Genomic DNA, 22,247 nt, shown 5'->3' with positions numbered 1-22,247 from the left:
GACGCAGCCGGCCCGCCGGCCACCAGTCCGTCAACACCTTCACGAGCAACGAGAACGGTAAAACGGTATGCCAACTTTTCGATCGACGCTCCGCCGCGCCTTCCACCAGTCCGGCGCGCACCACGTCCGTCGAGCCGCCCATCGAATCGCCCTCCGCACCCGGGACGGAGCCTTCCGCAACGAGATCGGCGTCGTCCTGCACGCCGACCACACCGACAGCCGCGGCACCGAACTCGCCGTCTACAAGGGGAACCTGGACCGCAACGCGGTCGCCGCCTGGCGCCGCCTGGTGACCGAGGTACGCCCGACCGTCGCCATCGACGTCGGCGCCAACTACGGCGAGGTGGCCTTCAGCACGTCGTACTACGGGCTGCGGGAACTGCACCTGGTCGAACCGAATCCGGCCGTGCTGCCGTGGCTGCGCAAGACCGTCGCGATGGCCTCGGCCGACTACCCGGGCACCGTACTGCACGCCGGGGCGGCCAGCGACCGCCCCGGGACCGCCCAGCTCTACCTGCACGAACACACCGGGGTGGCGTCCCTGCGGGTGCCGAACAGCCGGGGTGTGGAGGTGGAGTGCTTCCGGTTGGACGAACGGATCCGGCTGCACACCGACGACACCGTACTGTTCAAGATCGACGTGGAGGGGCACGAGCAGGCCGCGCTGGAGGGGATGACCGGCCTGTTCCACGGCCGCCGGGTCGCCGGCATCTGCGAGGTGCTGCACGCCGACGACGACCTGCTGGGTTACCTGGCCACGCGCTTCGCCGTGGCGCTGCAACGCGGTGGCGTCGAACAGCCGGTGGACGAGGCACAACTCCGGGACGCCGTGGCGCGGGCCCGCGAGACCGGCTGGGGTGATCTCGGCAAGGACGTGGTGCTCCGGTCCCGCTGAGCCGGCCCGCCCGCCGCTCGGACAACGGCGGCCGGCGCCGGCCACCACCGCCAGGACAACGGCGGCCGGCGCCGGCCACCACCGCTCGGGCGACAGGCGGGGGCGACCGGTCACCCGGCGACGGTCAGGTGGCGCAGACGAAACGTGGGTCGGCCCAGACACCGACGGCGCCGCCGGACGTGCTGCTGGTGACCAGGTCGACGTAGCTGGCCCGGGTGACGTCGACGTCGATCCGCTCCGCGCCGTCCGCCGGACCGCGTACCCCGGACTCGAAGACGGTCACGTCGTCGGCCCGGACCGCGAAGGTGACCTGCGCGTCGTCGGCCTTGACGTCGATCACCGCCTGGAGGCGCTCGCAACCGGCCGGCGGTTGGACCCGCAGCCGGCTGGGTGCGGCGGTGAGGACCGCCCGCGGAAAGACTTCGCCGTGCAGGGTCACCCCGCCCGGCGGTACGGTCGGACGGTCTGTCGTGGTCGGGGATTCCGCGGTCACCAGCGGCACCGACTTCGCCTCCGCGGAGAGCCCGTCGACCAGCATCGGAAGATCCGACAGGGGATAGGTGACCTCCTGCCGGACCGCCTGCGGAGTACGGGTCGTCACCCCCGGCCAGAGGTTGACGGCCATGATCCCGAGGCCGGCGGCCAGCAGGCCCACCGTGGAGACCATCGCCCCGTGCCAGCGGACGCCCGAGGTGGCGGGCCGGACCGGACGGCGTACCGCCGGAACGGCCGCGCCCGGAGCCGGGCCGACCTCGGCGGCCGTGACGGCCGGAGCCGGGCTGACCGCGCTCGCGGCGACCACCGGAGCCGGAACGGCACCCCGGGACGGCCGGGGGCGGGCCGGGCTGACCCGGGCCGGAATCAGCGCCGGCCGGCGCCGGGCCGCCAGGTCCTCGATCCAGCCGAACAGCGCCACCGCGACGGCGACCAGCGCCCAGACGACGGCCAGCCGGAAGACGATGTTCGTCAGCCACCCGCCGGAGAGCGCGACCGGGGCGATCAGCGATCCGGCGAGCACGCCGGCCGGCAGGTGCCACAGGTAGATCGTCACCGCGCGGGCGTTCAGCAGCTCGACGAGGCGGTCCAGCGGACGGATCCGCCCCAGCCAGTCGAGCCGGGGACGGAACCGGAACACCGCCGCGATGAAGGCCAACGACCAGAGGGTGTTGGCGCCCTGCATCCGGTTCAGGTCGTAGTTGCCGGTCGACCAGCCGAGGTACAGCACCCAGGTGGCGCCGGTCACCGCGAGCCCGAGGACGGCGAGCGCGTACCGCCGGGCCGGGATCCGGCGCAGCAGCCCGTCGTGGTGGGCGAAGCCGAGCAGCCAGCAGGCCAGGTACGAGCTGACGTTCGTGGCCTGTTCGTTGAAGTAGCCGCCGACGTTCACGATGTCGAACCGGAAGGCGATCGGCAGGGCGGCCGCCGCCGCCAGGATCTGCCAGGGCCAACGCCGGAACGCCGGCCGCAGCAGCGGCGAGAGCAGCACCAGCCACAGGTACGTGACGATGTACCAGAGCACGGTGTTGTACGCCCACGCCCAGGGCTGGTCACTGACCGGTGGCGTACGGGCGGGGAAGATCCACCAGACGAGTTCACCCCAGCCGAGCCGGGCCGCCGGAGCGGTGTGCCAGCCGGCCACCAGCAGCAGGGTCACCGCCACCGTGGCGAAGCCCCACAGCGGTGGGAGCAGCCGGCGCAGCCGGCGGCGTACCGCGCTGGTACCGGTCCGGTCCAGCGAGTTGGCCATCAGCGACCCGGCGAGGGCGAACATCAGGCCCATCGCGGGGAACAGCACGGTCAGCCAGATCCAGCCGAGGACGTGGTACGTCACCACCCGGACGAGCGCGGCCGCCCGCCACATGTCGAGATAACGCTCCCGCCCACCGGCCGGAGGGCGGGCGGCGGCCGGAGGTGTGGCGCCGGTCGGGGGCATACCGCCGGCCGGGGGTGTGTGGCCGGTCGGGGGCGTACCGGGCACGTCGACCCCCTCCGCGGACCGGGCCGGAGCCGTGGCCGCGGTGTCGGGTGACGGTGTCATCGGCCTCTCTCCACGCTCTCCGGGCGGTTCGCCCCGAACGACCCTTGCCCGTCAGTCCTACCCGACAAACCTGAACAATCCCTGGCCGGGTTTCCGATCCGTGTTCTTTGTCGCCCGTCCGGGCGCAGGGGCCCCGGTCCGGGAGCAGGATGGAGCGGGAGCGGGGCGGGGATGAGCGGACAGGGATGAGAAGGTGATCCGGATCGGCCGCACCGGGTGAGGAGTCGAGGATGAGGGCAGCCGTCTACCGCCGTACCGGTGATCCGTCGGTGCTGGAGGTGGTCGACCGGGAGGTACCCGAACCCGGACCGGGTGAGGTGCTGGTCCGGGTGGCCGTCTCCGGGGTCAACCCCACCGACTGGAAGTCCCGCCAGGGTGACGGGTCCGGGGCCGCGCCGAAGGGAGGCTGGCAGATCCCGAACCAGGACGGCGCCGGCGTGATCGAGGCGGTCGGCACCGGGGTCGACGCCAAGCTGCTCGGCGAGCGGGTGTGGATCTGGGAGGCGGCCTGGCAGCGTCCCTGGGGGACGGCTACCGAGTACACCCTGGTCCCGGTCCGCCAGGTGGTACGCCTCGGCGCGGCCTCGTTCGACCTGGGGGCGAGCCTCGGCATCCCGTTCCTGACCGCGCACCGCTGCCTCACCGTCGGCGAGACCATGCCGGACCGGATCGACGTCGGCGCGCTCACCGGACGCACGGTTCTGGTGCAGGGCGGGGCCGGCGCGGTCGGCAACGCGGCGATCCAGCTGGCCCGGTGGGCCGACGCCACCGTCATCACCACGGTCAGCAGCGCCGAGAAGGCCCAGCTCGCGGTCGCGGCCGGGGCCTCGTACGTGATCAACTACCGGGACGAGGACGTGGTGGCCGAGGTCCGAAAGATCGCCCCGCACGGCGTGGACGCGATCGTCGAGGTGGCCGCCGCGCGCAACGCCGAGATCGACGCCCAGGTGATCGGTCCCGCCGGCGCGGTCGCGGTGTACGCCGACGACGACGGGAAGCCGCTCACCCTGCCGGTACGCCCGATAATGATCTCGAACGTGCGGTGGCAGGGGGTCCTGGTCTACACCCTGCCGGCGGTGGCCAAGGCCCAGGCCGTCGAGGACGTGGCCGCCGGCGCGGCGGCCGGCGTGCTCCGGGTCGGCATCGACGCCGGCCTGCCCCTGCACTACTACCCGCTGGCGGACGTCGCCGAGGCACACACGGCGGTGCAGAACTCCGCGGTCGGCAAGGTGCTGGTGGTCACCAGCGACCAGTGACCGACCGCCGCACCGGGCGGCCGGTCACCCCCGCGTCCCGAGCCGATCAGGAGATCGTCGGCGCCGGCACGTACGACCAGGTGGTGCCGTCGGTGGAGAGCCAGGTGCCGGTCCGGTCCTGCTCGTCGGCCTGGGCGTAGCCGCCGGGTACGGCGACCGCCGAGGCGCCCGGGCCGACCCGGACCGGACGGAGGGTCTCGCCCCCGTCGGCGCTGGTGTACATCACCGGGTCCTCGCCGGCCAGCACCCCGGCCTGGATCAGCAGCGTCCCGTCGGGGCGTACCCCGGCTTCGACGATCCGCTCGCCGACCGGGGCCGTACCCGCCGCACGCCGCCAACTGCGGCCCTGGTCGGTGCTGCGGAAGATCCGCAGCTCGCCCTCGTCCCGGAGGACGACGTACGCGGTGTCGCCGTGCACCGCCATCGCGAGCTCGCTGAACCCCTCGGCCCGGACCTGCTCCGGCAGCACGTTCCGCCGCCAGGTACGCCCGCCGTCGTGGCTGACCTCGATGGCAGGGTCGGTGAAGGTGACCTTGTTCTCCGAGATGCTGCCGTCGAGTTCACGGACCTGGCCGACGACCTGGTCCGTGTAGCCGGCCGTCCAGAGCCCGTCGTCGACCGGGACACCGGCGAGCAGTTCGGCCGCACCCAGCCGGACCGGCCGGGCCAGTCGGAGCAGTTCTCCGGTGGCCGGGTCGACGGCCACGATCGAGAACAGGTTCGTCCCGGGATCCGGCATCAGCGGGCGGGCGTCCGCCGGCAGGACCGGCACCTCCCGGACCGTCACCTCCCGCCAGGTCCGACCGCCGTCGAGGCTGGACAACCAGTACTGCCGGGGAAACGCCTCGTCGCCGGAGGCATCCTGGACCCAGGCCACCAGCGTCTCCGGGCCGGCCGCGCGCAGGTCGACCATGCTGTCCGGCGGGACCGACATCGGCCAGGTCCGCCAACTCCCGCCCTGGTCGGTCGTAGCCGCCACCCGGATCTGGCAGTCCCCGTCCTGGCAGTGGCGGTAACGGATGTAGAGGTGGTGCAGGTCGCCGGCGACCATCGCCCCGCTGATCTGGCCGCTCGGCGGACCTGCCTCCGGGCTGCCGCTCGGGTTTGGCGTCGGGATGAACTCGGGCGTGGTCTCCAGCCGGACGCCGGGAATCGTCCCGCCGTACGGCGTACCGCCGCCCGAGGCGAGTTCCAGCGCCGTACCGGACCCGACCGTGACGGCCACGACCAGCAGTGCCGCCCCCGCCATCCGGGTACGTCGCCGGTGCCGGGCCCGGCGCTCCAGTGCCGCGAACTGCGGCTTGTAGGCGGCCCGGGCAGCACGGTCGAGGCTGGAAAAGTCGAGTGTCGACATGCTGCTCCTCCGGTGGTGGCGCGGATCGGTCGAGGGCGGCTGCGGAGCGGTCATCGCCGCCTCACCGGCGGTCGGCCGGCGGCGCCGGATCCAACGGCGGCGGACGCGGGACCGGCAGCGCGGTCGGACGTGGGACCGGTCGGGGTGCCGTCCGGTTCGCCGAGGTGGGCGGCGAGCGCCTGCCGCCCGCGGACCAGTCGGGTCTTGACGGCCTCCACCGAGCAGTTCTGAGTGGCGGCGACCTCGGCCACCGACAGGTCGCCGATGTGGTACAGCACCACCGACTCCCGGGTCGTCCGGGGCAGCCGTTGCAGGGCGGCGACCAGGGCGACATGGTCCGGTGACAACTCGGCCGGACCCGAATCCGGGTTGGCCAGCCGCCCGGACCGGAGCAGACGGTCGAAGACCATCCGCCGCCGGTACCGGGAGCGGGCCACGTTCAGCGCGACCGTCCGCAGCCATGCCTCCGGGTTCGCCACCTGCCGGAACCGGCCCGGTCGGGCCAACGCCCGGACGAACGCCTCGTGCACCGCGTCCTGGGCCTCGGCGTAGTCGCCGGTCACTCCGTAGAGCTGCGCCACCAGGCGCGCCGCCGAGGCGGCGTACACCTCTCGAACTGCCTGCTGTCCGTCCACACCGTCCCCTGCCCGCTGATGGTTCTCACCGGTACGACCGGCGGCAGGGGTCTCCGGTGACATCCGGATCGGGGACGGATCCGGCCGGCTCCACAGTTGTCGGCGGCGCCGGCCGTTCCGCTACGGCACCAGCACGATCTTGCCGCGCGTCCCGCCGGCCTCGGCCAGCCGGTGCGCCTGCTCCGCCTCGGTCAGCGGCAGCGTCTTCGCCACCCGGGTACGCAGCCGGCCGGCGGCCACCTCGGCCACCAGTTCGGTCAGCATCGGCTGCCGCAGTTGGATCATGATCACGTGCTGTCGTACCCCACGGGCCGGATCCAGCGGCGGGGTCGGCCGGGTCGTCACCAGCGTGCCCCCGTCGGCGACCGCGACCGTGGCCGGCGGGCCGAGTGGGACCGCGTCGAGTACGGCGGGGAACGGGCCCACCCCGGCCAGGTCGGCGGAGCGGGGCAGCACCTCGGCGACCCCGAGTCCGCGCACCCACTCCTCGTCGTCGTGGCTGGCGACCGCGACCACCCGGTGCCCGGCCCGGACGGCCAACTCGGCGGCGAACCCGCCCACCCCACCACTCGCCCCGGTCACCAGCACCGTCGTGCCCGGTTCGAGGGTCATCAGCTCCAGGGCCTGCCGCGCGGTGAGCGCGTTCAGGCCGATCGTCGCGGCGGCGGCCAGGTCGAGCGTGTCGGGAATCGGGACCACCCAGTCCCGGTCGGCGGCGACGAGTTCGGCGTACGCGCCGCCAGCGCCCCGGGTCAGGTACCACGGGATCATCCCGGCGATCCGGTCGCCGGGCCGCAGATCCGTCACCTCGTCGCCGACGGCGACGACCTCCCCGGCGAAGTCCCAGCCGAGCACGATCGGCGGCGGGATCGGCCCACCGGGGATGAACCCGGCGCGGGCCCCCAGGTCGGCGGGGTTGACGCCGGCCCCGCCCACCCGCACCAGCACCTGTCCCGGTCCGGCGACCGGATCCGGCCACTCGACCACCCGCAGCACCTCGGGCCCACCCGTAGCCGTTGCCGCAACCACCCGCACGTGATCACTCCTCCCGTGTCGCCCCACATCCTCGCCGCCGGACGCCTCCCGGAAAAGGGTCCGCCGCAACGGACCTGCCGACGGGTACGGCGTGGATCGACTGTGGCACAAGGGATTTCAGCTACGGACGGCGTGGATCCGCAGGCGTACGTAGTCGACGACCGGCTCGGGCAGCCGCTCGGCGACGGCCCGGACGAACCGGCGACGCCGTTGCGCCGGCAGCTCCCGCAGGTGCGCGCCGAGGACCACCGTGCCGAGGAACGCCTCCAGCGGCTCGCCCGCGGGCAGCCGGGCCGGATCCGCGACCAGCTCCACCTCGGGGTCCGGGAAGCCAGCCCGGCGCAGCCGGCGAACCGTCTCGTCGACCCCCGGGAAATTCCAGAACCGGTCCTCGTCGTCCCGGCCGGTCACCTCGGCGAGGGCCCGCAGTACGCCGGCCACGTTGCCCCGGCCGCCGCCCTCGGCGACGAACCGCCCGCCGGGACGCAGCGCGGCCGCGACGCTGCGGAACAGCGTGTCGTGGTCGGGCAGCCAGTGCAGGGTCGCCACGCTGAACGCCGCGTCGACCGGCTCGGCCAGCGGCAACGGCTCCCGCAGGTCGGCCTCCCGCACGGTCAGCCGGTCGCCGGCGTGCGGCAGCCGGACGCGCAGTTCGGCGAGCATCCGGGCGGAGCCGTCGATCGCGACCACCCGGCCGACGGGCAGCCGGGCGAGCAGTCGCTCGGTGTCCCGGCCGGTTCCGCACCCCAGGTCGAGTACGGTCTCGGTGCCGACCAGCGGCAGCTCGGCCAGCAGGTCCGCTCCCCAGCGTCGGTGCGGCAGCGGCAGCGTGTCGTAGGTCCGCGCGTCCCAGTCCAGCAGCTCCACGTCGTACCCCTCCCGGCTCCGGCGACCTCATCCGAAGCTACCCCCCTTCCCGTATAGTGGTACATGTCTCTCAAGGTACGGGAAACGATCCAGGTGTCCGCGCCGATGCGCCGGTGTCGTGGTTGCGGGAAAGACTCGACGGCTGAGATCAGATCGCGCGATCGTGGTCTGTGACCCGATCAAGCGCCGACCCGGGAGCAGAACGATGAGCAGTGTCCCGTGGGCCGAGTCGTACCTCGGCCAACTCCGTGCCCTCGCCGGAGACCGGACGTTGATGTTCGTCGGCGCCCGGGCGGTGGTCCGGGACACCGCCGGCCGGGTGCTGCTGATCGAACGGTCCGACAACAGCTACTGGGCGCTGCCGGCCGGCGCGATGGAACTGGGCGAGTCGATCGCCGAGTGCGCGGTTCGTGAGGTGTGGGAGGAGACCGGGCTGACCGCGACCGCAGTCACCCCGTTCGCCATGTACACCGGCCCGGACCGCACCTTCACCAACATGTACGGCGACACGTACCAACTCTTCGTGGTCGCCTTCCGGGTCGACGCCTGGGCGGGCGAACTGCTGACCGCCACCGACGAGACCACCAACGCCGGCTTCTTCCTCCCGGACGGGGAACTGCCCGAACCGCTCTCCCCCAACGTGTCGGAGATCCTGGCCGACCTGGCCGCCTTCGAACGCACCAACCAGTTCATCCTCAAGTGAGCTGAGGAAGGACCCCATTCCCACCGGTCAGAGCAGCGTCTGGGCGTTCGCCTCCATGTCGGCGGCGGCGTCGTCGTGCCCCTCCCGGGAGTACCGGTCGCTGGTGGCCGACCCCGGGGCGCCGCGCAGTTCCCGGTTCGGCATGGCCAGGGCCACCGCCACCGCCAGGATCGCGATCAGACCGGCGACCAGGAAGACGACGTGCAGCGCGCCGACGAACGACTCCTGGATGGCGTCGCGGATCGGCGCGGGCAGCGCCAGGATCTTCGCCGGCTCGTTGATCGAGATCTCGTGGCTGGCGTCGGCGAACTGGCCCCGCTGTTCCGGCGGCAGCTGGGCGACCGCCGCCGGCAGCCGGTCACCGAGCCCGCTGGCGAGCCGGGCGGAGAGGACCGCGCCGAGGATCGCCACCCCGAACGAGCCGCCCAGGGACCGGAAGAAGGTGGCGGTGGACGTACCAGCGCCCAGGTCCCGGATCTCCACCGCGTTTTGTACGGCGAGCACCAGCGGCTGCATGCAGAGGCCGAGCCCGATACCGATGAACACCATGTAGATGAAGGCCTCCCAGAGCGGGGAGTCGACCTGCAGCCGGGTGAAGAGCAGCATGCCGAGCACCAGGACGGCCGCCCCGGCGACCGGGAACCACTTGTACCGGCCGATCCGGCTGATCGCCTGCCCGGAGAGCACCGAGGTGACGATCACGCCGGCCATCATCGGCAGCATCAGCAGACCGCTGTTGGTCGGGGAGGCGCCCTTGACGATCTGCAGGTAGAGCGGGATGAAGATGATCGAGCCGAACATCACCAGACCGAGGACAAAGCCGGCGGTGTTCGCCAGCGCGAAGGTGGGTCGGCGGAACAGCCTCAGCGGCAGGATCGGCTCGGCGACCCGGGCTTCCTGGAGCAGGAAGACCACACCGAGGACGACGCCGGCCACGAACAGCCCGATGATCACACCGGAACCCCAGGCGTACTCGTTGCCGCCCCAGCTCAGCGCGAGCAGCAGCGCGCTCACCCCGGCGACCAGCAGCGCCGCGCCGAGCCAGTCGATCGCATGCTTGCGACGCTTGAACGGGATCAGCCGCATCACGTGGTAGCAGACGATGATCGCGACGATCGCCAGCGGGACGTTGATGAAGAAGATCCACCGCCAGTCGTGCTCGGCGAAGTACCCGCCGACCAGCGGCCCGGCCACCGAGGAGACCCCGAAGACCGCACCGAAGAGCCCCTGGTAGCGGCCCCGCTCCCGGGGGGTCACCACGTCCGAGATGATGGTGAAGGCCAGCGTCATCAGACCACCGGCACCGATTCCCTGGATGCCCCGCGTGATGATCAGCTGGGTCATGTTCTGGGACAGTCCGGCCAGCAGCGAGCCGACCAGGAAGGTCCCGATCGAGAAGAGGAAAACCGGGCGGCGGCCGAGCAGGTCGGCCATCTTGCCGTAGAGCGGCGTCGAGGCGGTCGAGGCCAGCAGGTACGCGGTGACCACCCACGAGTAGTGGTTGATACCACCCAACTCGCCGACGATGGTCGGCAGCGCGGTGCCGACGATGGTCTGGTCCAGCGCGGCCAACAGCATGCCGGTCATCAGCCCGACCATCAGGAGCCTGATCTGTCGGCGGCCCAACTGCGGTCGGTCGTCCTCAGCGGTGCTCATGGTGTTTTCTCCCCACGCCGGCCCGAATGATGCGCCGGACGTCGGCCCTGCTCATCCGAACCACGGGTTGACCGGGCCTCCTACCGTCGACGCTCCTGAGGCAGATGGCCGTCCGGCGTACGGATCGGCGCGAAGGAGGACACGTGAACACGGGGAGAGTCGCACTGCTCGCGGTCGCGGCGGTCTCCGCCACCCTGGCGGTCGGCGGGTGCGGCGGAGGTGACCCCGCGCAGGCGTACCGGGACAAGCTGACCAGGGCCGGCTTCACCTCGGTCACCGTGGAGGCCGACGAGGAGAGCACCGGCACCAGGAAGAAGCGGAAGAAGCGGGTCGTCGCGTACGACTTCGACTGGGTGGTGAACACCGACAACGACCCGCAGACCTGCACGGTCGAGTTGGAGCATCCCGGCGACTCCGGTGAACTGCGCGGCAACCACTGGCACATCGACGAGGTCAACGGCCAGGACGTCAACGGCTGGGGAGCCGGCAGCCCCAACCCGGACACCGTGCGGCGACTGCTCCGCGAACACCAGTACGACTGCTGATTGCCGGCTGCGCGGACCGGGCCGGGGCGCCGGGTCTGGGCACCCGGTCCGGGGTGGGGCCGGGTCCCCCGCTCCCGACGGTCAGGCATGATCCCGTCCTGGGCGGTCAGGCTTGATCCCGTCGCGGGGCACCCGGCTCACCCCACCCGGCGCGGCCGGCGAGACCGTCAGTGCCGGCCCTCGGCGAACTCCTCGACGAGTTTGGCGCAGAACGCCGGCAGGTCGTCCGGCCTGCGACTCGTCACCAGGCCGTTGTCGACGTGACACTCCTCGTCGACCCAGTGCGCCCCGGCGTTCGCCAGGTCCGTACGGAGACTCGGCCACGAGGTCAGGGTCCGTCCCTTCACCACGTCCGCGTCGATCATCGTCCACGGCGCGTGGCAGATCGCCCCGACCGGCTTGCCCGCGTCGAAGAACGCCCGGACGAACCGGAGCACGTCCGGATCGGTCCGTAGCGCGTCCGGGTTCGCCACCCCACCGGGCAGCACCAGACCGTCGTACCCGGACGGGTCGGCTCCGGCGACGGTGACGTCGACGTCGTACCGCTGGGATTTGTCCAGGTGGTTGAAGGCCTGGATCGTGCCCGGCTTCAGCGAGACCAGCTCGGCCCGGCCGCCGGCGGCCTCGACGGCCTCCCGGGGTCGGACGTACTCGACCTCCTCCACGCCGTCGGTGGCCAGGAACGCGAACCGCTTGCCCTGCAACTCGGCTGCCATCTCGTATCTCCTTTCCGAGGGGTGGAAGTGGGCTCTGTGGCGGTTTTCCGATTCACCACCTCCCGGAAAAAGTCCTTCCCGGTACGGGGACGCCGAAACACCCCGGCCCGTCCGGCGCGGCCCGCGTCACATCCCCTTCGCGGTCGCCGAAGGACCACGTTTGTCCTGGCCGGCACCGGGGACCCGCGCTACATGGTGAGAGACGCAGCGGAACAGCGCCGCCTGGCCGCGGTGGTGGAGAGCTGGCTGGGGCGGGGCGTACTGGTGGTCGGTGACGCGATGCTCGACGAGTGGCGGTTCGCCGAGTCCGACCGGCTCTGCCGGGAGGCACCGGCACCGGTCCTCACCTTGCGTCGTCGACTCTGCGCGGCTGGTGGGGCTGCGAACACCGCTGTCAACCTGACCGCGCTCGGCGGGGTGGCCGCGCTGGTCTCGCCGGTCGGTGCCGACGTCGCCGGAGACGAACTGCACGACTGCCTGGACCGGGCCGGAGTCTGGGACCGGACGATCAGCCAGCCGGGTCGGCCGACACCGGTCAAGCGCCGGCTGCTCGCCGCCGACCAGATCCTGCTCCGGGAGGACGAGGGCGACGCGGACGAGACACTGCCGGACGAGGGAGTGCAGCGGATGCTGCAGGCGCTCGCGCACACGACCGAGGAGTTGCGTGCCGACCGCGGTGGTCAGGCGCCGACCCTGGTGGTCTGTGACTACGGCTTGGGCGCGCTGCCCGAGCCGGTACGCCGCTGGCTGGTGCACAACCGCGACCGGTACGCGACGGTGGCGCTGGACGCCCACGACCTGGCGTACTGGCGCGGCCTGGCGCCGACCGTGGTGACCCCGAGTTTCGCCGAGGCGGCCCGGCTGCTCAGCGCCCCGTCGCCGGCGGGGGCGGATCCGCGCTCGACGGCGGTCGCCGGCACCCGGGTGAGCGTCGCCGCGGACGGCACCACCACCGCCACCGGCACCCGGCGCACCGACGGTGCGCCGAGCACGACGATCACCAGCAACAACGGCACGTCGACGGCCAGCGACGGCAGCACGCCGACGGCCGGCGGCAACGGCGTGCCGATCACCGCCAACAGCGGTGGGAACACCGGCGGGGAGGGTACGCCGCCGACCGAGGGGGACGGCGGCACGTCGACCGACGACCGGGGCGGTTCGGTCAGCGGGGACGGTCTGACGGTGACCAGCGACGAAATCGGGGTCGCCGGGGACGACATCGTGGTGGCCGGCGACGAGACGGCGAGCGGTGCCGGTGGTCGTCCGGTCGCCGCCGGCGGGGCCAGCCGGGCGGTCGTCGCCCAGGCCCGCCTCGCCGAGCTGCGGGAACGTACCGGGGCGGACGTCGTGGCGGTGACCCTGGATGCCGAGGGCGCGGTGGTCGGCGGCGCCGACGGGCGGTCCCGGCGCAGCCACGCCACGCCGGTGCCGGCCAGTTACGCGGTCGGGGCCGGCGACGCCTACCTGGCGGCGATGACGTTGGCGCTGGCCGCCGACGCACCGCTGCCGACAGCGGCCCAGCTCGCCCAGCTCGCCGCGACGACCACCGTCGCGGACACCGGCACCTGTGTCTGCCACCGGGACGACCTGCTCGCCGCGCTCGGCGTCGCCGCGCAGGCACCGGCCCGGACCGTGCTCGACCACGACAGCCTGCTGGAGGTCGTCGCGCGGCACCGGGCGGAGGGGCGCAGCGTCGTCTTCACCAACGGTTGCTTCGACGTCCTGCACCACGGGCACGTCCGCTACCTGGACCAGGCGCGTGGGCTCGGTGACCTGCTGGTGGTCGCGGTCAACTCGGACGACAGCGTACGCCGGCTCAAGGGCGACGACCGGCCGGTGAACCCGGTCGAGGACCGGATCGCCGTACTCGCCGCGCTCTCCTGTGTGGACCACGTGGTGGTCTTCGAGGAGGACTCGCCGACCGGGCTGATCGAGGCGATCCGCCCCGACGTGTACGTCAAGGGCGGCGACTACCCGCCGGAGATGGTTCCCGAGGCACCCCTGGTACGTCGACTCGGCGGTCAGGTTCGGACCCTCGGCTACGTACCGGACCGGTCCACCTCGGCGGTGATCGAACGGATCCGGTCGTACGGCGACAACCGGCAGCTCGCCGTCGAGGCCGGGGAGACCACGGAAACCGTCGCCGCCCCGAGTCACCGGGCGTGAACCGGCCGGCCCGGATCACCCGGCCGATCGAGCCGGGTGATCCGTCGGCGTTCCGCCGGGACCGGCTGCTGGACATCCTGATCCCGACCCGTGACCGTCCGGCCGAACTGGCGGTGACCCTGGCCGGCCTGGCCGCCCAGCACCCCGCCCCGACCGGGTCGACCGGTCCGGCCGGGATCGAGCAGAGCCCGCCCGGTCCGCCGGCCGGGACGGAGGAGAGCGGGGGCGGTCCGCCGGCCGGGACGGAGGAGAGCGGGGGCGGCTTCGGGGTGGTGGTCAGCGACCAGTCCGACGGTCCGGAGCCGGCCTGGGCGGAGCCGGCGGCGGCCGCGATGGTCCGGGTGCTCCGACACCGGGGCCACCCGGTGCTGCTCACCCGACGGCTGCCCCGGCGTGGACTCGCCGAGCACCGCGCCTACCTGCTCGACGCCTCGGCCGCCCGGTACGTCCTCTTCCTCGACGACGACGTCTGGCTCGAACCGGGCACCGTCGACCGGCTGCTCACCGCCGTCCAGGAACTCGACTGCGGTTTTGTCGGCAACGCCGTACACGGACTGTCGTATCTGGACGACGTCCGGCCGGAGACGCACCGGCGCTACCAGGAGTGGCCCGGGCGGCCGGTGCCGGAGCTGCCCCGGCCGGGCACCCCGGAGTGGGCCCGCGCGCAGATCCACTCCGCGGCCAACCTGCTGCACGTCACGGCGGCCCGTCGACTGCCGCCGGGGCAGTGGCGGGCGTACAAGATCTCCTGGATCGGTGGCTGTGTGCTCTACCACCGCGAGCGGCTGCGCGCGGCCGGCGGCTTCGACTTCTGGCGTCAGCTGGACCCGGGGCACCAGGGCGAGGACGTGGCCGCCCAGCTCGCGGTGATGAGCCGGTACGCGGGTGCCGGGGTGTTGCCGAGCGGGGCGTACCACCTGGAGGCGCCGACCACGGTCACCGAGCGGACCATGGAAGCCTGGGAGGTGCTGCTCGCCGACCACCCCGAGCCGGCACCCACCGAGCCGGCATCCACCGAGCCGGCACCCACCGAGCCGGCATCCACCGAGCCCACCGGGGCGGACCAGCGGCGCTGACGTCGGCGAATGCCGCCAGACGCACGATGTGCGTGCTCGATGGTCAGGACGATCGATACCCTCGGTATCATCGCGGCTGCCTGACGTTTCGCCAACACCGCGCGGGGGCCGTCGAGTGTGGACGCAGAAGGACCGGATCCAGGCGTACCAGTTCCTCCGCCGTCGGCTGGTCTCCGCGCTGGTCTCCGCCGACGCCGACCACCCGGCCTCGCCGTCGAAACGACTCCTGCTCGGCACCGCGATCGGACTGGCGGTCACCGTGCTGGTCGCCGCGGTCTTCGGGATCATCGGCCTGCTCACCCCGAGCCGACAGCAGGCGTGGCGCCAGGGCGGGCAGGTGATCGTCGAGAAGGAGACCGGGGCGAGGTTCGTCCTCGGTGCCGACGGCGCGCTGCACCCGGTGCTCAACTACACGTCGGCCCGGCTGCTCGCCGGCGGGGACGGCACCCGGACGGTCACCGTGCCGGCGAAGACCCTCGGCGGTGTCGCCCGGGGCGCCGGAATCGGCATCGTCGGCGCCCCGGACTCGCTGCCGGCGGCCGACCGGCTGCTCACCGGCCCGTGGACCCGGTGCACCCGGCAGCCCCCGGACCGGCCCAGCGGCGAGGCGCCGGTCCCCGCCGTCCTGCTCGGCCAGCCACCGGGCGGGGAGCGGCTGGGCGCCGGCCAGGCGATCGTGGCACTGCTCCCGACCGGCGAACGGTTCCTGATCGTCGACGGGCTCCGACACCGGGTGCCGGACGGCCCGGCCGTGGTCGCCCTCGGCCTCGCCGCCGCCGACACCGTCCGGGTCGCCCCGACCTGGCTGAACACCGTCCCGGCCGGACGTGACCTGGACACCTTCCAGGTGGACGGCGTCGGGCGGCCGGGGCCGACGGTGGGTGGCAGCCCGACCCGGGTCGGTCAGGTGCTGACCACCGGCGGAGACGAGTTCTACCTGGTCCGCGCCGACGGGCTCGCCGTGGTCAGCGACACCGAGGCCCGGCTGGCACTCGGCTCGCCGGGCAGCGGCGCCGCCTATCCGGACGCGCTGCCCCGGCCGCTGCCGGTCGGGCCCGCCGACGTCGCCGCCGCGCCACGGTCGCCGACCAGGGCGGACGGGTATCCGCGCCGCCGCCCGGAACCGGTGCCGGTCGCGGGCAACGCCACGGTCTGCGTCGCCGAGGACCGGATCACCGTCGGCGACGGCCTGCCGCTGGGCGACGGGCAGCCGATCAGCCTGCCGGCCGGCGGCGGTGCCGGCGTCCCGACCGAGGTCTACGTACCGGGTGGAGCCGGGGCGCTGGTCGCCGAGGAGCCGGTACCCGGCACCCCGTCCGGCACCGTCTACCTGATCACCGACACCGGACGGAAGTACCCGGTGACCGGCGACGGGGCGATCGCCTCGCTCGGGCTCGGCCGGGTCCGCCCGTACGGCGTACCCGCCTCGGTGCTCGCGATGTTCCCGACCGGGGCCACCCTGGACCCGGCCGCGGCCCGACAGACCGTACCCGGCTGATGGGACCGGTCGAGCAGGGGCTGCTGCGGCAGGGCCTGCGCTACTCCCTCGGCCTCCGGCTCACCGTGGTCGCCGTGGTGGGCCTGGTGTCGCTGCTGCTCGGCGCCGCCCGCGAGCCAGGGCCGGCCACCGTACTCGTGCTGCTCTTCCTCGCCTGGAACGGCTACTACGCGATGCGTACGCTGCGCGTGGCACCCCGCTGGCTGGTGCCGGTGGACGTCACCGTGGTCTGTGCGCTCTGCCTGCTCCAGGTCTGGACGGCTCCGGCCGACCAGCACGTCGAGAACAGCGGCTGGGTCCCGCTCGCCGCGGCGATCATCGTGGTGACGTACCCGTGGCAGGTCGGCTCCCGTGGCCTGGTGGCGCTGACCGCGGCGGTGGTGGTGGCCGACATCGTCGGGACCGCGCTCGCCAGCCCGGAGAGCTGGCTGGCCGCGACCGACCTGCCGGCGGCGGTCGCGATCCGCCTCTGGATGGTGGCGGAGGTCGCCCTCTCCTGGGGCCTCTACCGCCTGGTACGACGTAACGCCCGCCGGGCCGACCTGCTGGTGGTCCGGGGTGCGCAGGTCCGCCGGGACGCCGCGATCACCGCCGCCCGCCGCGCCGACGAACGGGAGTACCTCGCCGCCCTGCACGACACCGCCTCGGCGACGCTGCTGATGGTCGGCGCCGGGGTCGTGACCCGGCCGGAGCCGTGGCTGGCCGAGCAGGCGGCCCGCGACCTGACCGTGCTCGGCGGGCCGACGGTCGACACCGAACGCGAGGCCGACCTGGTCGCGCTGCTCCGCGAGGTGGTCGGGCACACCCCACTGCGGGTACGTCTGTGCGGGCTGCCGACGCTGTCGATCCGGGCGGTGGACGCGGTGATGCTCGGACACGGGACCCGGGAGGCGCTGACCAACGTGGTCCGGCACGCGGAGACCGACCGTGCCGAGGTGACCGTCTCGCTGACCGGCGACGCCGGTCAGACCGTCGTGGTCGAGGTGACCGACCGGGGTCGCGGCTTCGACCCGGACGAGGTCTCCGGCCACCGGTACGGAGTGGCCCGCTCACTGGTCGACCGGATGGACCGGATCGGTGGGCGGGCCACCGTGCACAGCAGTCGCGGGCAGGGCACCACGGTCCGGATGGAGTGCCCCCGGCACGCGCCGCCACCGACCGACGACAACGTGGCGATCATCTCCACCCGGTTCCACCGGGGCCTGGTCTGGGCGACCGTGGTGATCAACCTGGCCGTCCTCGGCCTGCTCGACCTGCCCAAGCTGCTGGCATCCCACGACAGCTACCACCCGCCCGTCGCCCAGTACGCCACGATGGGCGGCTTTGTCCTGGTCACCGCGATCGTCGCGGTCCACACCCTGCGCGGGTGGTCCCTCGGCCGCTGGCGCTGGCCGCTGCTCGGCCTGGTCCTCGCCCTCTCCGTGCTCGCCACCGCCGGTGTGCCGCCGGAGCAGCGGCTCGGCTACACGCACTGGTCGGAGGGGGACGTCGGCTGGACGGTCGTGCTGCTGCTGCTCGACGCCCGGCCGGCGGTCTTCGCCGGGGTGCTCGGCGGCAGCTATCTGCTGACGTTCGCCCAGACCGCGTTCGGTGGCGCGGCGGCGCTCTCCTTCGCCGCCGCGGTGAACGCCACCGTGATCGTGCTCGCCTTCCAACTCGCCGTCGGCATGATCGCGATCGTGCTGCGGCAGCTCGCCGTCAGTACGGCGCGGGTGGCCCGGGCGGAGGAGGAGGTACGCACCGCCGGCGCGGTCGCCGCCCAGCTCGCCCGGGACCGGGTGGAACGGTACGCCGACCTGGCCCGGACCACGGTGCCGCTGCTGTCCGGCCTGGCCGACGGCAGCCTGGACCCGGGCGACGAGGCGGTACGCCGCTCCTGCGCGGTCGAGGCAGCCAAGATGCGCCGGCTCTTCGCCGAGGACGAGACGGTGCCCGACCCGCTGCTGCACGAACTGCGCGCCTGCGTCGAACTCGCCGAGCGGCAGGGCGTACCGGTGACCTTCGCGGAGTTCGGTGACCGCCCGGCGCTGCCCACCCAGGTGCGGCGCCGGCTGACCGAGGCGTCGGTCTGGGCGTTGGCCACCGCCCGCGGCAAGGTACGCCTCACCGTGGTCGGCGCCGACCGGGAGGTGACGGTGAGCGTGGTCGCCGCGAACGCGCCGGAGGCCGTACCGTTCCCGGACAGCGACGGGGTGCACACGTCGACCACAGTGGAGGGCGAACGACTCTGGATCCGGTCGAGTTGGCAGGAGACGACATGACCGAGCGCGGCGAGGTGCGGCGGTGACCTCGGTGGTGGTGGTCGACGACCATCCGGTGGTGATCGCCGGGGTGCGGGCCTGGTGCACGCTCGCCGACCCGCCGATCGAGGTGCTGGACGCGGGCCCGACCGTCGCCGCCGCCTGGCTGCCGCCGGGCAGCGACGCCGACGTGGTCGTCTTCGACCTGCAACTGGACCTGACCGGTCCGGCGTACGGCGACCTCAAACGGTTGGTCGACGCCGGACGCCAGGTGGTCGTCTACAGCATGCGGGCCGACCGGGACACCGTGCTGAACTGCCTCGACATCGGGGCGTTCACCTACCTGACCAAGGCCGAGGGCGAGGACCACCTGGTCACGGCGGTGCAGGCGGCGGCGAGCAACCTACCGTACCTGCCGCCGATGCTCTCCGGCGCGTTCGGCACCGACATCCGGCCCGACCGGCCCCGGCTCTCGCCCCGGGAGACCGAGGTGCTGCTGGAGTGGTTCCGCTGCGAGTCCAAGGAGATGGTCGCCAAGCGCCTCGGCCTGACCGTACGCCGGGTCAACGCCTGCCTGGAACGGGCCCGGATCAAGTACGCGAACGTCGGCCGGCCGGCACCGACCAAGGCGGCCCTGGTCGCCCGGGCCATCCAGGACGGCCTGATCGGGGCCGACGAACTCTGACCTTCGGTCCCGTGCACCGGACCCCCTGGTGGACGATCGACCATCACCGCTCTCCCCGCCCCGTCGATACCGTCAGGTTGTCGCCCCGGCGTCGGCCCACCCCGTCCGGGCGGGTCCCCGACCGGACCGGGCGACGTCGTCCCGGCGTGACCTGGGGAGGGGTGCGGGATGAGGGCAGCAGCAGGCAGCACCGTCGTCGGGGTCGTCGAGGGTCATCCGCTCTACCGGACCGCCGTCACCGGAGTCGTCACCGGGGCGCCGGACCTCGAACTCTGCGTGGCCGCCGCGACGGTCGCCGAGTTTGTCACCACCCGGCGCTGCCCGGACTGCGTCGTACTGCTGGAACCCGGGTCGCGGAACGCGGCGGCGGTCCGGACCGTGGCCGGCCTCGGCCACCGGGTGCTGGTGCTCTCCGCCGAGGTCGACCGCACCGAGGTCCGGGGCGCGATGGCCGCCGGGGCGGCAGGTTACCTGTCCAAGAGCGCGGACGCCGAGGAGATCCTCCGGGCGGTCCGGCAGGTCGCCGTCGGACACCGCTACGTCTCGGCCTCGCTCGCCTCGGTGCTGCCGGACCGGCGGGTCGGCCCCCGCCTCCAGCTCGAACTCTCGGACCGCGAGGTCGACGTGCTGTCCTGGGTGGCGGCCGGCGAGCGGGACGAGGACATCGCCCGGACGCTACGGATCAGCGTCCGGACCGTCCGGTCCTATCTGGACCGGATCCGGGACAAGACCGGGCTGCGCCGCCGGTCGGCGCTCACCCGGTTCGCGATCGAGCACGGAATGGCCGCCTGCGGACGACCCGACGACCGGGTCTCCGCCTGAGCCGGGTCGACGGAGCCGGCCATGACCACCGGGCGGCCCCGGGGGCCCGTCCCCGCACGGAACGGACGCGGCCGACCACACCGCACGACCGCCACCACGCCGGAACCCGGTGCACGGGCCCGGTGGCGGTTCGCCGTGGCGGCGGTGGTCGGGCTGCTGACGCCGCTGGCCGCGCCCGGCGTACCGGCCGACGCGGCGGCGCCGTGCGCCACCCCGGCCGGGGTCTATCAGGACGCGGTCGGCTGGGCGCAGCGGCTCACCGACCCGACCCGGATCTGGCCGTTGACCGACGGCGCCGGTCAACTCGTCGCGGTGCTCGGCACCGGAATCGACGCCGACAACCCGCAGTTCGGGCCGGGGCAGGTGGCCGGCGCCTCGGACCGGACCGACTGCGACGGCCGGGGCACCTTCGCCGCCGGCATCGTCGGTGCCCGCCCCGACCCGGCCACCACCTTCGCGGGTCTGGCGCCCGGCGCCCGGATCCTGGCGCTGCGCTACACGGAGACGACGGACGGGGCCGCCGGATCCGGGGACGGGCCGGATCCGGACGACCTGGCCGAGGCGGTCCGCCGGGCGACCGACGCCGGTGCCGGGGTGATCCTGGTGGTCGTACCGGCCGTGCGGAGCAGCCGGGCCCTGGAGAGCGCGGTCCGGGAGGCGCTGGCCGAGGAGATCGTCGTCGTCGCCCCGGCCGTCGCCGCCCGCGCGGGACTGCGGTCGTACCCGGCCGCGCTGCCGGGCGTGCTCGGGGTCGGCGCGCACGACCAGGCCGGCTCGCCGGTGCAGACCGAGGCCGGCGGGCACGTCACCCTCGCGGCGCCGGGTGCGGACCTGGTCAGCACGGCGGCCGGCACCAGGGGCCGGATCGGCCAGCGGTGGGGGGTCGGCGATCCGGCGTACGCCGCCGCGTACGTCGCCGGGACGGTGGCACTGATCAGGGCGTACCGGCCGGAACTCTCCCCTGCCCAGGTACGGGAGCGGCTGGCCGCCACCGCGAACCGGCCGCCGTACGGCCGCGATCCCCGGCTGGGCTGGGGCAGGCTGGACGTCGCGGCGGCGGTGACCGCCGAACTGCCGGCCGGTCCGGCTCCCGGTCGGGCCGCCGCGGCGGCGCCGCAGGTCGTGGAGCCGGCCGTCGGCCCGACCCGACCGCCCGCCCGTCCCCGGCTGCCCGGGGTGCTCGCGCTGCTAGGCCTGGTCGGCGCGGTCCTGGCCGGACTGGCCGTGACCGTACTCCGCCGCGGCCGGGCCCGGGGCTGGCGACGCTGACCCGGACGGCGACGGGCGGCGGAGTCGGGGCCTGTCGAGGTCAGGGCTTGGGCGGGAAGATCGTGTCGATGCCCTGCTGTCGCAGCTCCCAGGGCAGCTCCCGGACCCACTCCGCCCGGGACAGCAGCAGTAGCTGGTAACGCGTGTCGGCGCCCATCATCGCCCCGACGTCGCTGCCCCGGGGCGAGTTCCAGAACTCGGTCTCCCGCTCGGCCAGCGTCCGCAGGTTCTCGTTGGTCGGCGGCTGGCTCAGCAGCTCCCGGACCTCCTGGTCGTAGTGGTCGCCGATCTGGCCGGCCGCCATGTTGCCCGCGAACCACATCACCTTGTCGAGCATGTTGCGGGCGACCGCCGCGCTGCTGATCGGATGCTGTGCCTCGATCTCCCTCAGCACCGCCATCGCCTTGTCCCGCTGGCCCTCCGGCCACCGCTGCTCCGCCTGGGCGACCTGCTGGCCCTGCTCCTGCTGCTGCCGGGCGTGGTCGTCGTCGAGCTGCTTGTTGCGGTCCGCGGTCGTGGTGACGTGGCCGCCGATCCGGTCGAGTTCGGTCGCCGCCGCCTCGAGCTGTCGGGCGCTCTCGACGATGGCGCCGGCGTGCGCCGTGGCCGCCTGGCCGGAACCGGGCAGCCGTCCGAGCCACTCCGTCGGCACCTGGGTGGCGAGCAGCACCCGCCGCACCTCCCGGAGCGCCGCGGCCTGCGGCGGCAGCGCCTGCCGGGCCGCCGCCCACAGGGCTTCGAACTGCACCTGGACGACGTGCCCACCGGCGGCGTCAACGGTCATCGCCGTA

General features: G+C 73.6%; 18 protein-coding genes and 1 pseudogene. 11 read left to right on the top strand and 8 right to left on the bottom strand.

Annotated features, from left to right (window positions below):
* Nucleotides 1-67: 67 nt before the first annotated feature.
* Entirely contained in the window at nt 68-895 is an 828-nt protein-coding gene (locus ABGB21_RS03585; protein WP_347676319.1) for an FkbM family methyltransferase, read from the top strand.
* Nucleotides 896-1,019: 124 nt separating this feature from the next.
* Here ABGB21_RS03585 and ABGB21_RS03580 read toward each other — a convergent pair whose 3' ends face one another.
* Entirely contained in the window at nt 1,020-2,933 is a 1,914-nt protein-coding gene (locus tag ABGB21_RS03580) for an acyltransferase family protein (protein ID WP_347676317.1), read from the bottom strand.
* Nucleotides 2,934-3,163: 230 nt separating this feature from the next.
* Between ABGB21_RS03580 and ABGB21_RS03575 the strand changes: the two genes are divergently transcribed.
* A complete protein-coding gene (locus ABGB21_RS03575) occupies nt 3,164-4,189 on the top strand; it encodes an NADPH:quinone reductase (protein WP_347652774.1) in 1,026 nt (341 codons plus the stop codon).
* Nucleotides 4,190-4,235: 46 nt separating this feature from the next.
* Here ABGB21_RS03575 and ABGB21_RS03570 read toward each other — a convergent pair whose 3' ends face one another.
* The 4 genes from ABGB21_RS03570 to ABGB21_RS03555 form a co-directional block, all read right to left on the bottom strand.
* Nucleotides 4,236-5,543, bottom strand: coding sequence for a sialidase family protein (locus ABGB21_RS03570; protein WP_347676315.1), 1,308 nt, complete (start codon nt 5,541-5,543; stop codon nt 4,236-4,238).
* Between the two features lie 50 nt (nt 5,544-5,593).
* Complete coding sequence (locus tag ABGB21_RS03565) at nt 5,594-6,178, bottom strand: RNA polymerase sigma factor (RefSeq protein ID WP_347652776.1); 585 nt, start codon at nt 6,176-6,178, stop codon at nt 5,594-5,596.
* Between the two features lie 120 nt (nt 6,179-6,298).
* The gene (locus ABGB21_RS03560) at nt 6,299-7,213 is read right to left on the bottom strand and encodes an NADP-dependent oxidoreductase (RefSeq protein WP_347676313.1); all 915 of its coding nucleotides are present in this window, start codon (nt 7,211-7,213) and stop codon (nt 6,299-6,301) included.
* A 117-nt stretch (nt 7,214-7,330) separates the two neighbouring features.
* Complete coding sequence (locus tag ABGB21_RS03555) at nt 7,331-8,080, bottom strand: methyltransferase domain-containing protein (RefSeq protein ID WP_347652778.1); 750 nt, start codon at nt 8,078-8,080, stop codon at nt 7,331-7,333.
* Nucleotides 8,081-8,285: 205 nt separating this feature from the next.
* Between ABGB21_RS03555 and ABGB21_RS03550 the strand changes: the two genes are divergently transcribed.
* On the top strand, nt 8,286-8,783 hold the full coding sequence (locus ABGB21_RS03550; protein WP_347652779.1) for an NUDIX domain-containing protein: 498 nt from the start codon (nt 8,286-8,288) through the stop codon (nt 8,781-8,783).
* Nucleotides 8,784-8,810: 27 nt separating this feature from the next.
* Here ABGB21_RS03550 and ABGB21_RS03545 read toward each other — a convergent pair whose 3' ends face one another.
* The gene (locus ABGB21_RS03545) at nt 8,811-10,439 is read right to left on the bottom strand and encodes an MDR family MFS transporter (RefSeq protein WP_347676311.1); all 1,629 of its coding nucleotides are present in this window, start codon (nt 10,437-10,439) and stop codon (nt 8,811-8,813) included.
* Nucleotides 10,440-10,582: 143 nt separating this feature from the next.
* On the opposite strand from ABGB21_RS03545, the gene ABGB21_RS03540 reads away from it, so the two are divergent.
* Nucleotides 10,583-10,984, top strand: a complete 402-nt coding sequence (locus tag ABGB21_RS03540) for a hypothetical protein (RefSeq protein ID WP_347652781.1) — start codon at nt 10,583-10,585, stop codon at nt 10,982-10,984.
* A 167-nt stretch (nt 10,985-11,151) separates the two neighbouring features.
* On the opposite strand, the gene ABGB21_RS03535 is transcribed toward ABGB21_RS03540, so the two are convergent.
* Nucleotides 11,152-11,700 carry a type 1 glutamine amidotransferase domain-containing protein gene (locus ABGB21_RS03535; protein WP_347652782.1) on the bottom strand — a complete coding sequence of 183 codons (549 nt, stop codon included), beginning with the start codon at nt 11,698-11,700 and terminating at the stop codon, nt 11,152-11,154.
* A gap of 192 nt (nt 11,701-11,892) precedes the next feature.
* Here ABGB21_RS03535 and rfaE2 point away from each other — a divergent pair, with 192 nt between their 5' ends.
* The 7 genes and pseudogenes from rfaE2 (at nt 11,893) to ABGB21_RS03500 (ending at nt 21,456) form a co-directional block, all read left to right on the top strand.
* Complete coding sequence (rfaE2, locus tag ABGB21_RS03530; RefSeq protein WP_347676309.1) at nt 11,893-13,866, top strand: D-glycero-beta-D-manno-heptose 1-phosphate adenylyltransferase; 1,974 nt, start codon at nt 11,893-11,895, stop codon at nt 13,864-13,866.
* A 14-nt stretch (nt 13,867-13,880) separates the two neighbouring features.
* A pseudogene (locus ABGB21_RS03525) lies at nt 13,881-14,840 on the top strand (glycosyltransferase); the annotation flags it as partial.
* Nucleotides 14,841-15,057: 217 nt separating this feature from the next.
* Nucleotides 15,058-16,440, top strand: coding sequence for a type VII secretion protein EccB (eccB, locus tag ABGB21_RS03520; protein WP_347676307.1), 1,383 nt, complete (start codon nt 15,058-15,060; stop codon nt 16,438-16,440).
* Nucleotides 16,440-18,701 (top strand): ATP-binding protein, encoded by a 2,262-nt coding sequence (locus ABGB21_RS03515; protein ID WP_347676305.1) that lies wholly within the window; start codon nt 16,440-16,442, stop codon nt 18,699-18,701. The genes eccB and ABGB21_RS03515 overlap by 1 nt, the downstream gene beginning before the upstream one ends.
* 22 nt (nt 18,702-18,723) lie before the next feature.
* Entirely contained in the window at nt 18,724-19,365 is a 642-nt protein-coding gene (locus tag ABGB21_RS03510) for a response regulator (protein WP_347652786.1), read from the top strand.
* Nucleotides 19,366-19,533: 168 nt separating this feature from the next.
* Nucleotides 19,534-20,187: a response regulator transcription factor gene (locus ABGB21_RS03505; RefSeq protein ID WP_347652787.1), complete on the top strand. Its 654-nt coding sequence runs from the start codon at nt 19,534-19,536 to the stop codon at nt 20,185-20,187.
* Between the two features lie 21 nt (nt 20,188-20,208).
* Nucleotides 20,209-21,456, top strand: coding sequence for a S8 family serine peptidase (locus tag ABGB21_RS03500; RefSeq protein ID WP_347652788.1), 1,248 nt, complete (start codon nt 20,209-20,211; stop codon nt 21,454-21,456).
* A gap of 40 nt (nt 21,457-21,496) precedes the next feature.
* Here the strand turns inward: ABGB21_RS03500 and ABGB21_RS03495 are convergent, their stop codons facing one another.
* Nucleotides 21,497-22,240 (bottom strand): hypothetical protein, encoded by a 744-nt coding sequence (locus ABGB21_RS03495; protein ID WP_347652789.1) that lies wholly within the window; start codon nt 22,238-22,240, stop codon nt 21,497-21,499.
* Between the last annotated feature and the right edge of the window lie 7 nt (nt 22,241-22,247).

It is taken from the genome of Plantactinospora sp. B24E8 (assembly GCF_039871735.1).
Lineage (GTDB): Bacteria > Actinomycetota > Actinomycetes > Mycobacteriales > Micromonosporaceae > Plantactinospora.
This window is presented reverse-complemented; position numbering and strand designations above follow the sequence as displayed.

Coding starts and splice junctions, on each gene's coding strand:
- ABGB21_RS03585 (WP_347676319.1), top strand. CDS start 68: ATGCCAACTTTTCGATCGACGCTCCGCCGCGCCTTCCACCAGTCCGGC.
- ABGB21_RS03580 (WP_347676317.1), bottom strand. CDS start 2,933: ATGACACCGTCACCCGACACCGCGGCCACGGCTCCGGCCCGGTCCGCG.
- rfaE2 (WP_347676309.1), top strand. CDS start 11,893: ATGGTGAGAGACGCAGCGGAACAGCGCCGCCTGGCCGCGGTGGTGGAG.
- ABGB21_RS03550 (WP_347652779.1), top strand. CDS start 8,286: ATGAGCAGTGTCCCGTGGGCCGAGTCGTACCTCGGCCAACTCCGTGCC.
- ABGB21_RS03545 (WP_347676311.1), bottom strand. CDS start 10,439: ATGAGCACCGCTGAGGACGACCGACCGCAGTTGGGCCGCCGACAGATC.
- ABGB21_RS03535 (WP_347652782.1), bottom strand. CDS start 11,700: ATGGCAGCCGAGTTGCAGGGCAAGCGGTTCGCGTTCCTGGCCACCGAC.
- ABGB21_RS03505 (WP_347652787.1), top strand. CDS start 19,534: ATGAGGGCAGCAGCAGGCAGCACCGTCGTCGGGGTCGTCGAGGGTCAT.
- ABGB21_RS03495 (WP_347652789.1), bottom strand. CDS start 22,240: ATGACCGTTGACGCCGCCGGTGGGCACGTCGTCCAGGTGCAGTTCGAA.
- ABGB21_RS03570 (WP_347676315.1), bottom strand. CDS start 5,543: ATGTCGACACTCGACTTTTCCAGCCTCGACCGTGCTGCCCGGGCCGCC.
- ABGB21_RS03515 (WP_347676305.1), top strand. CDS start 16,440: ATGGGACCGGTCGAGCAGGGGCTGCTGCGGCAGGGCCTGCGCTACTCC.
- ABGB21_RS03500 (WP_347652788.1), top strand. CDS start 20,209: ATGACCACCGGGCGGCCCCGGGGGCCCGTCCCCGCACGGAACGGACGC.
- ABGB21_RS03575 (WP_347652774.1), top strand. CDS start 3,164: ATGAGGGCAGCCGTCTACCGCCGTACCGGTGATCCGTCGGTGCTGGAG.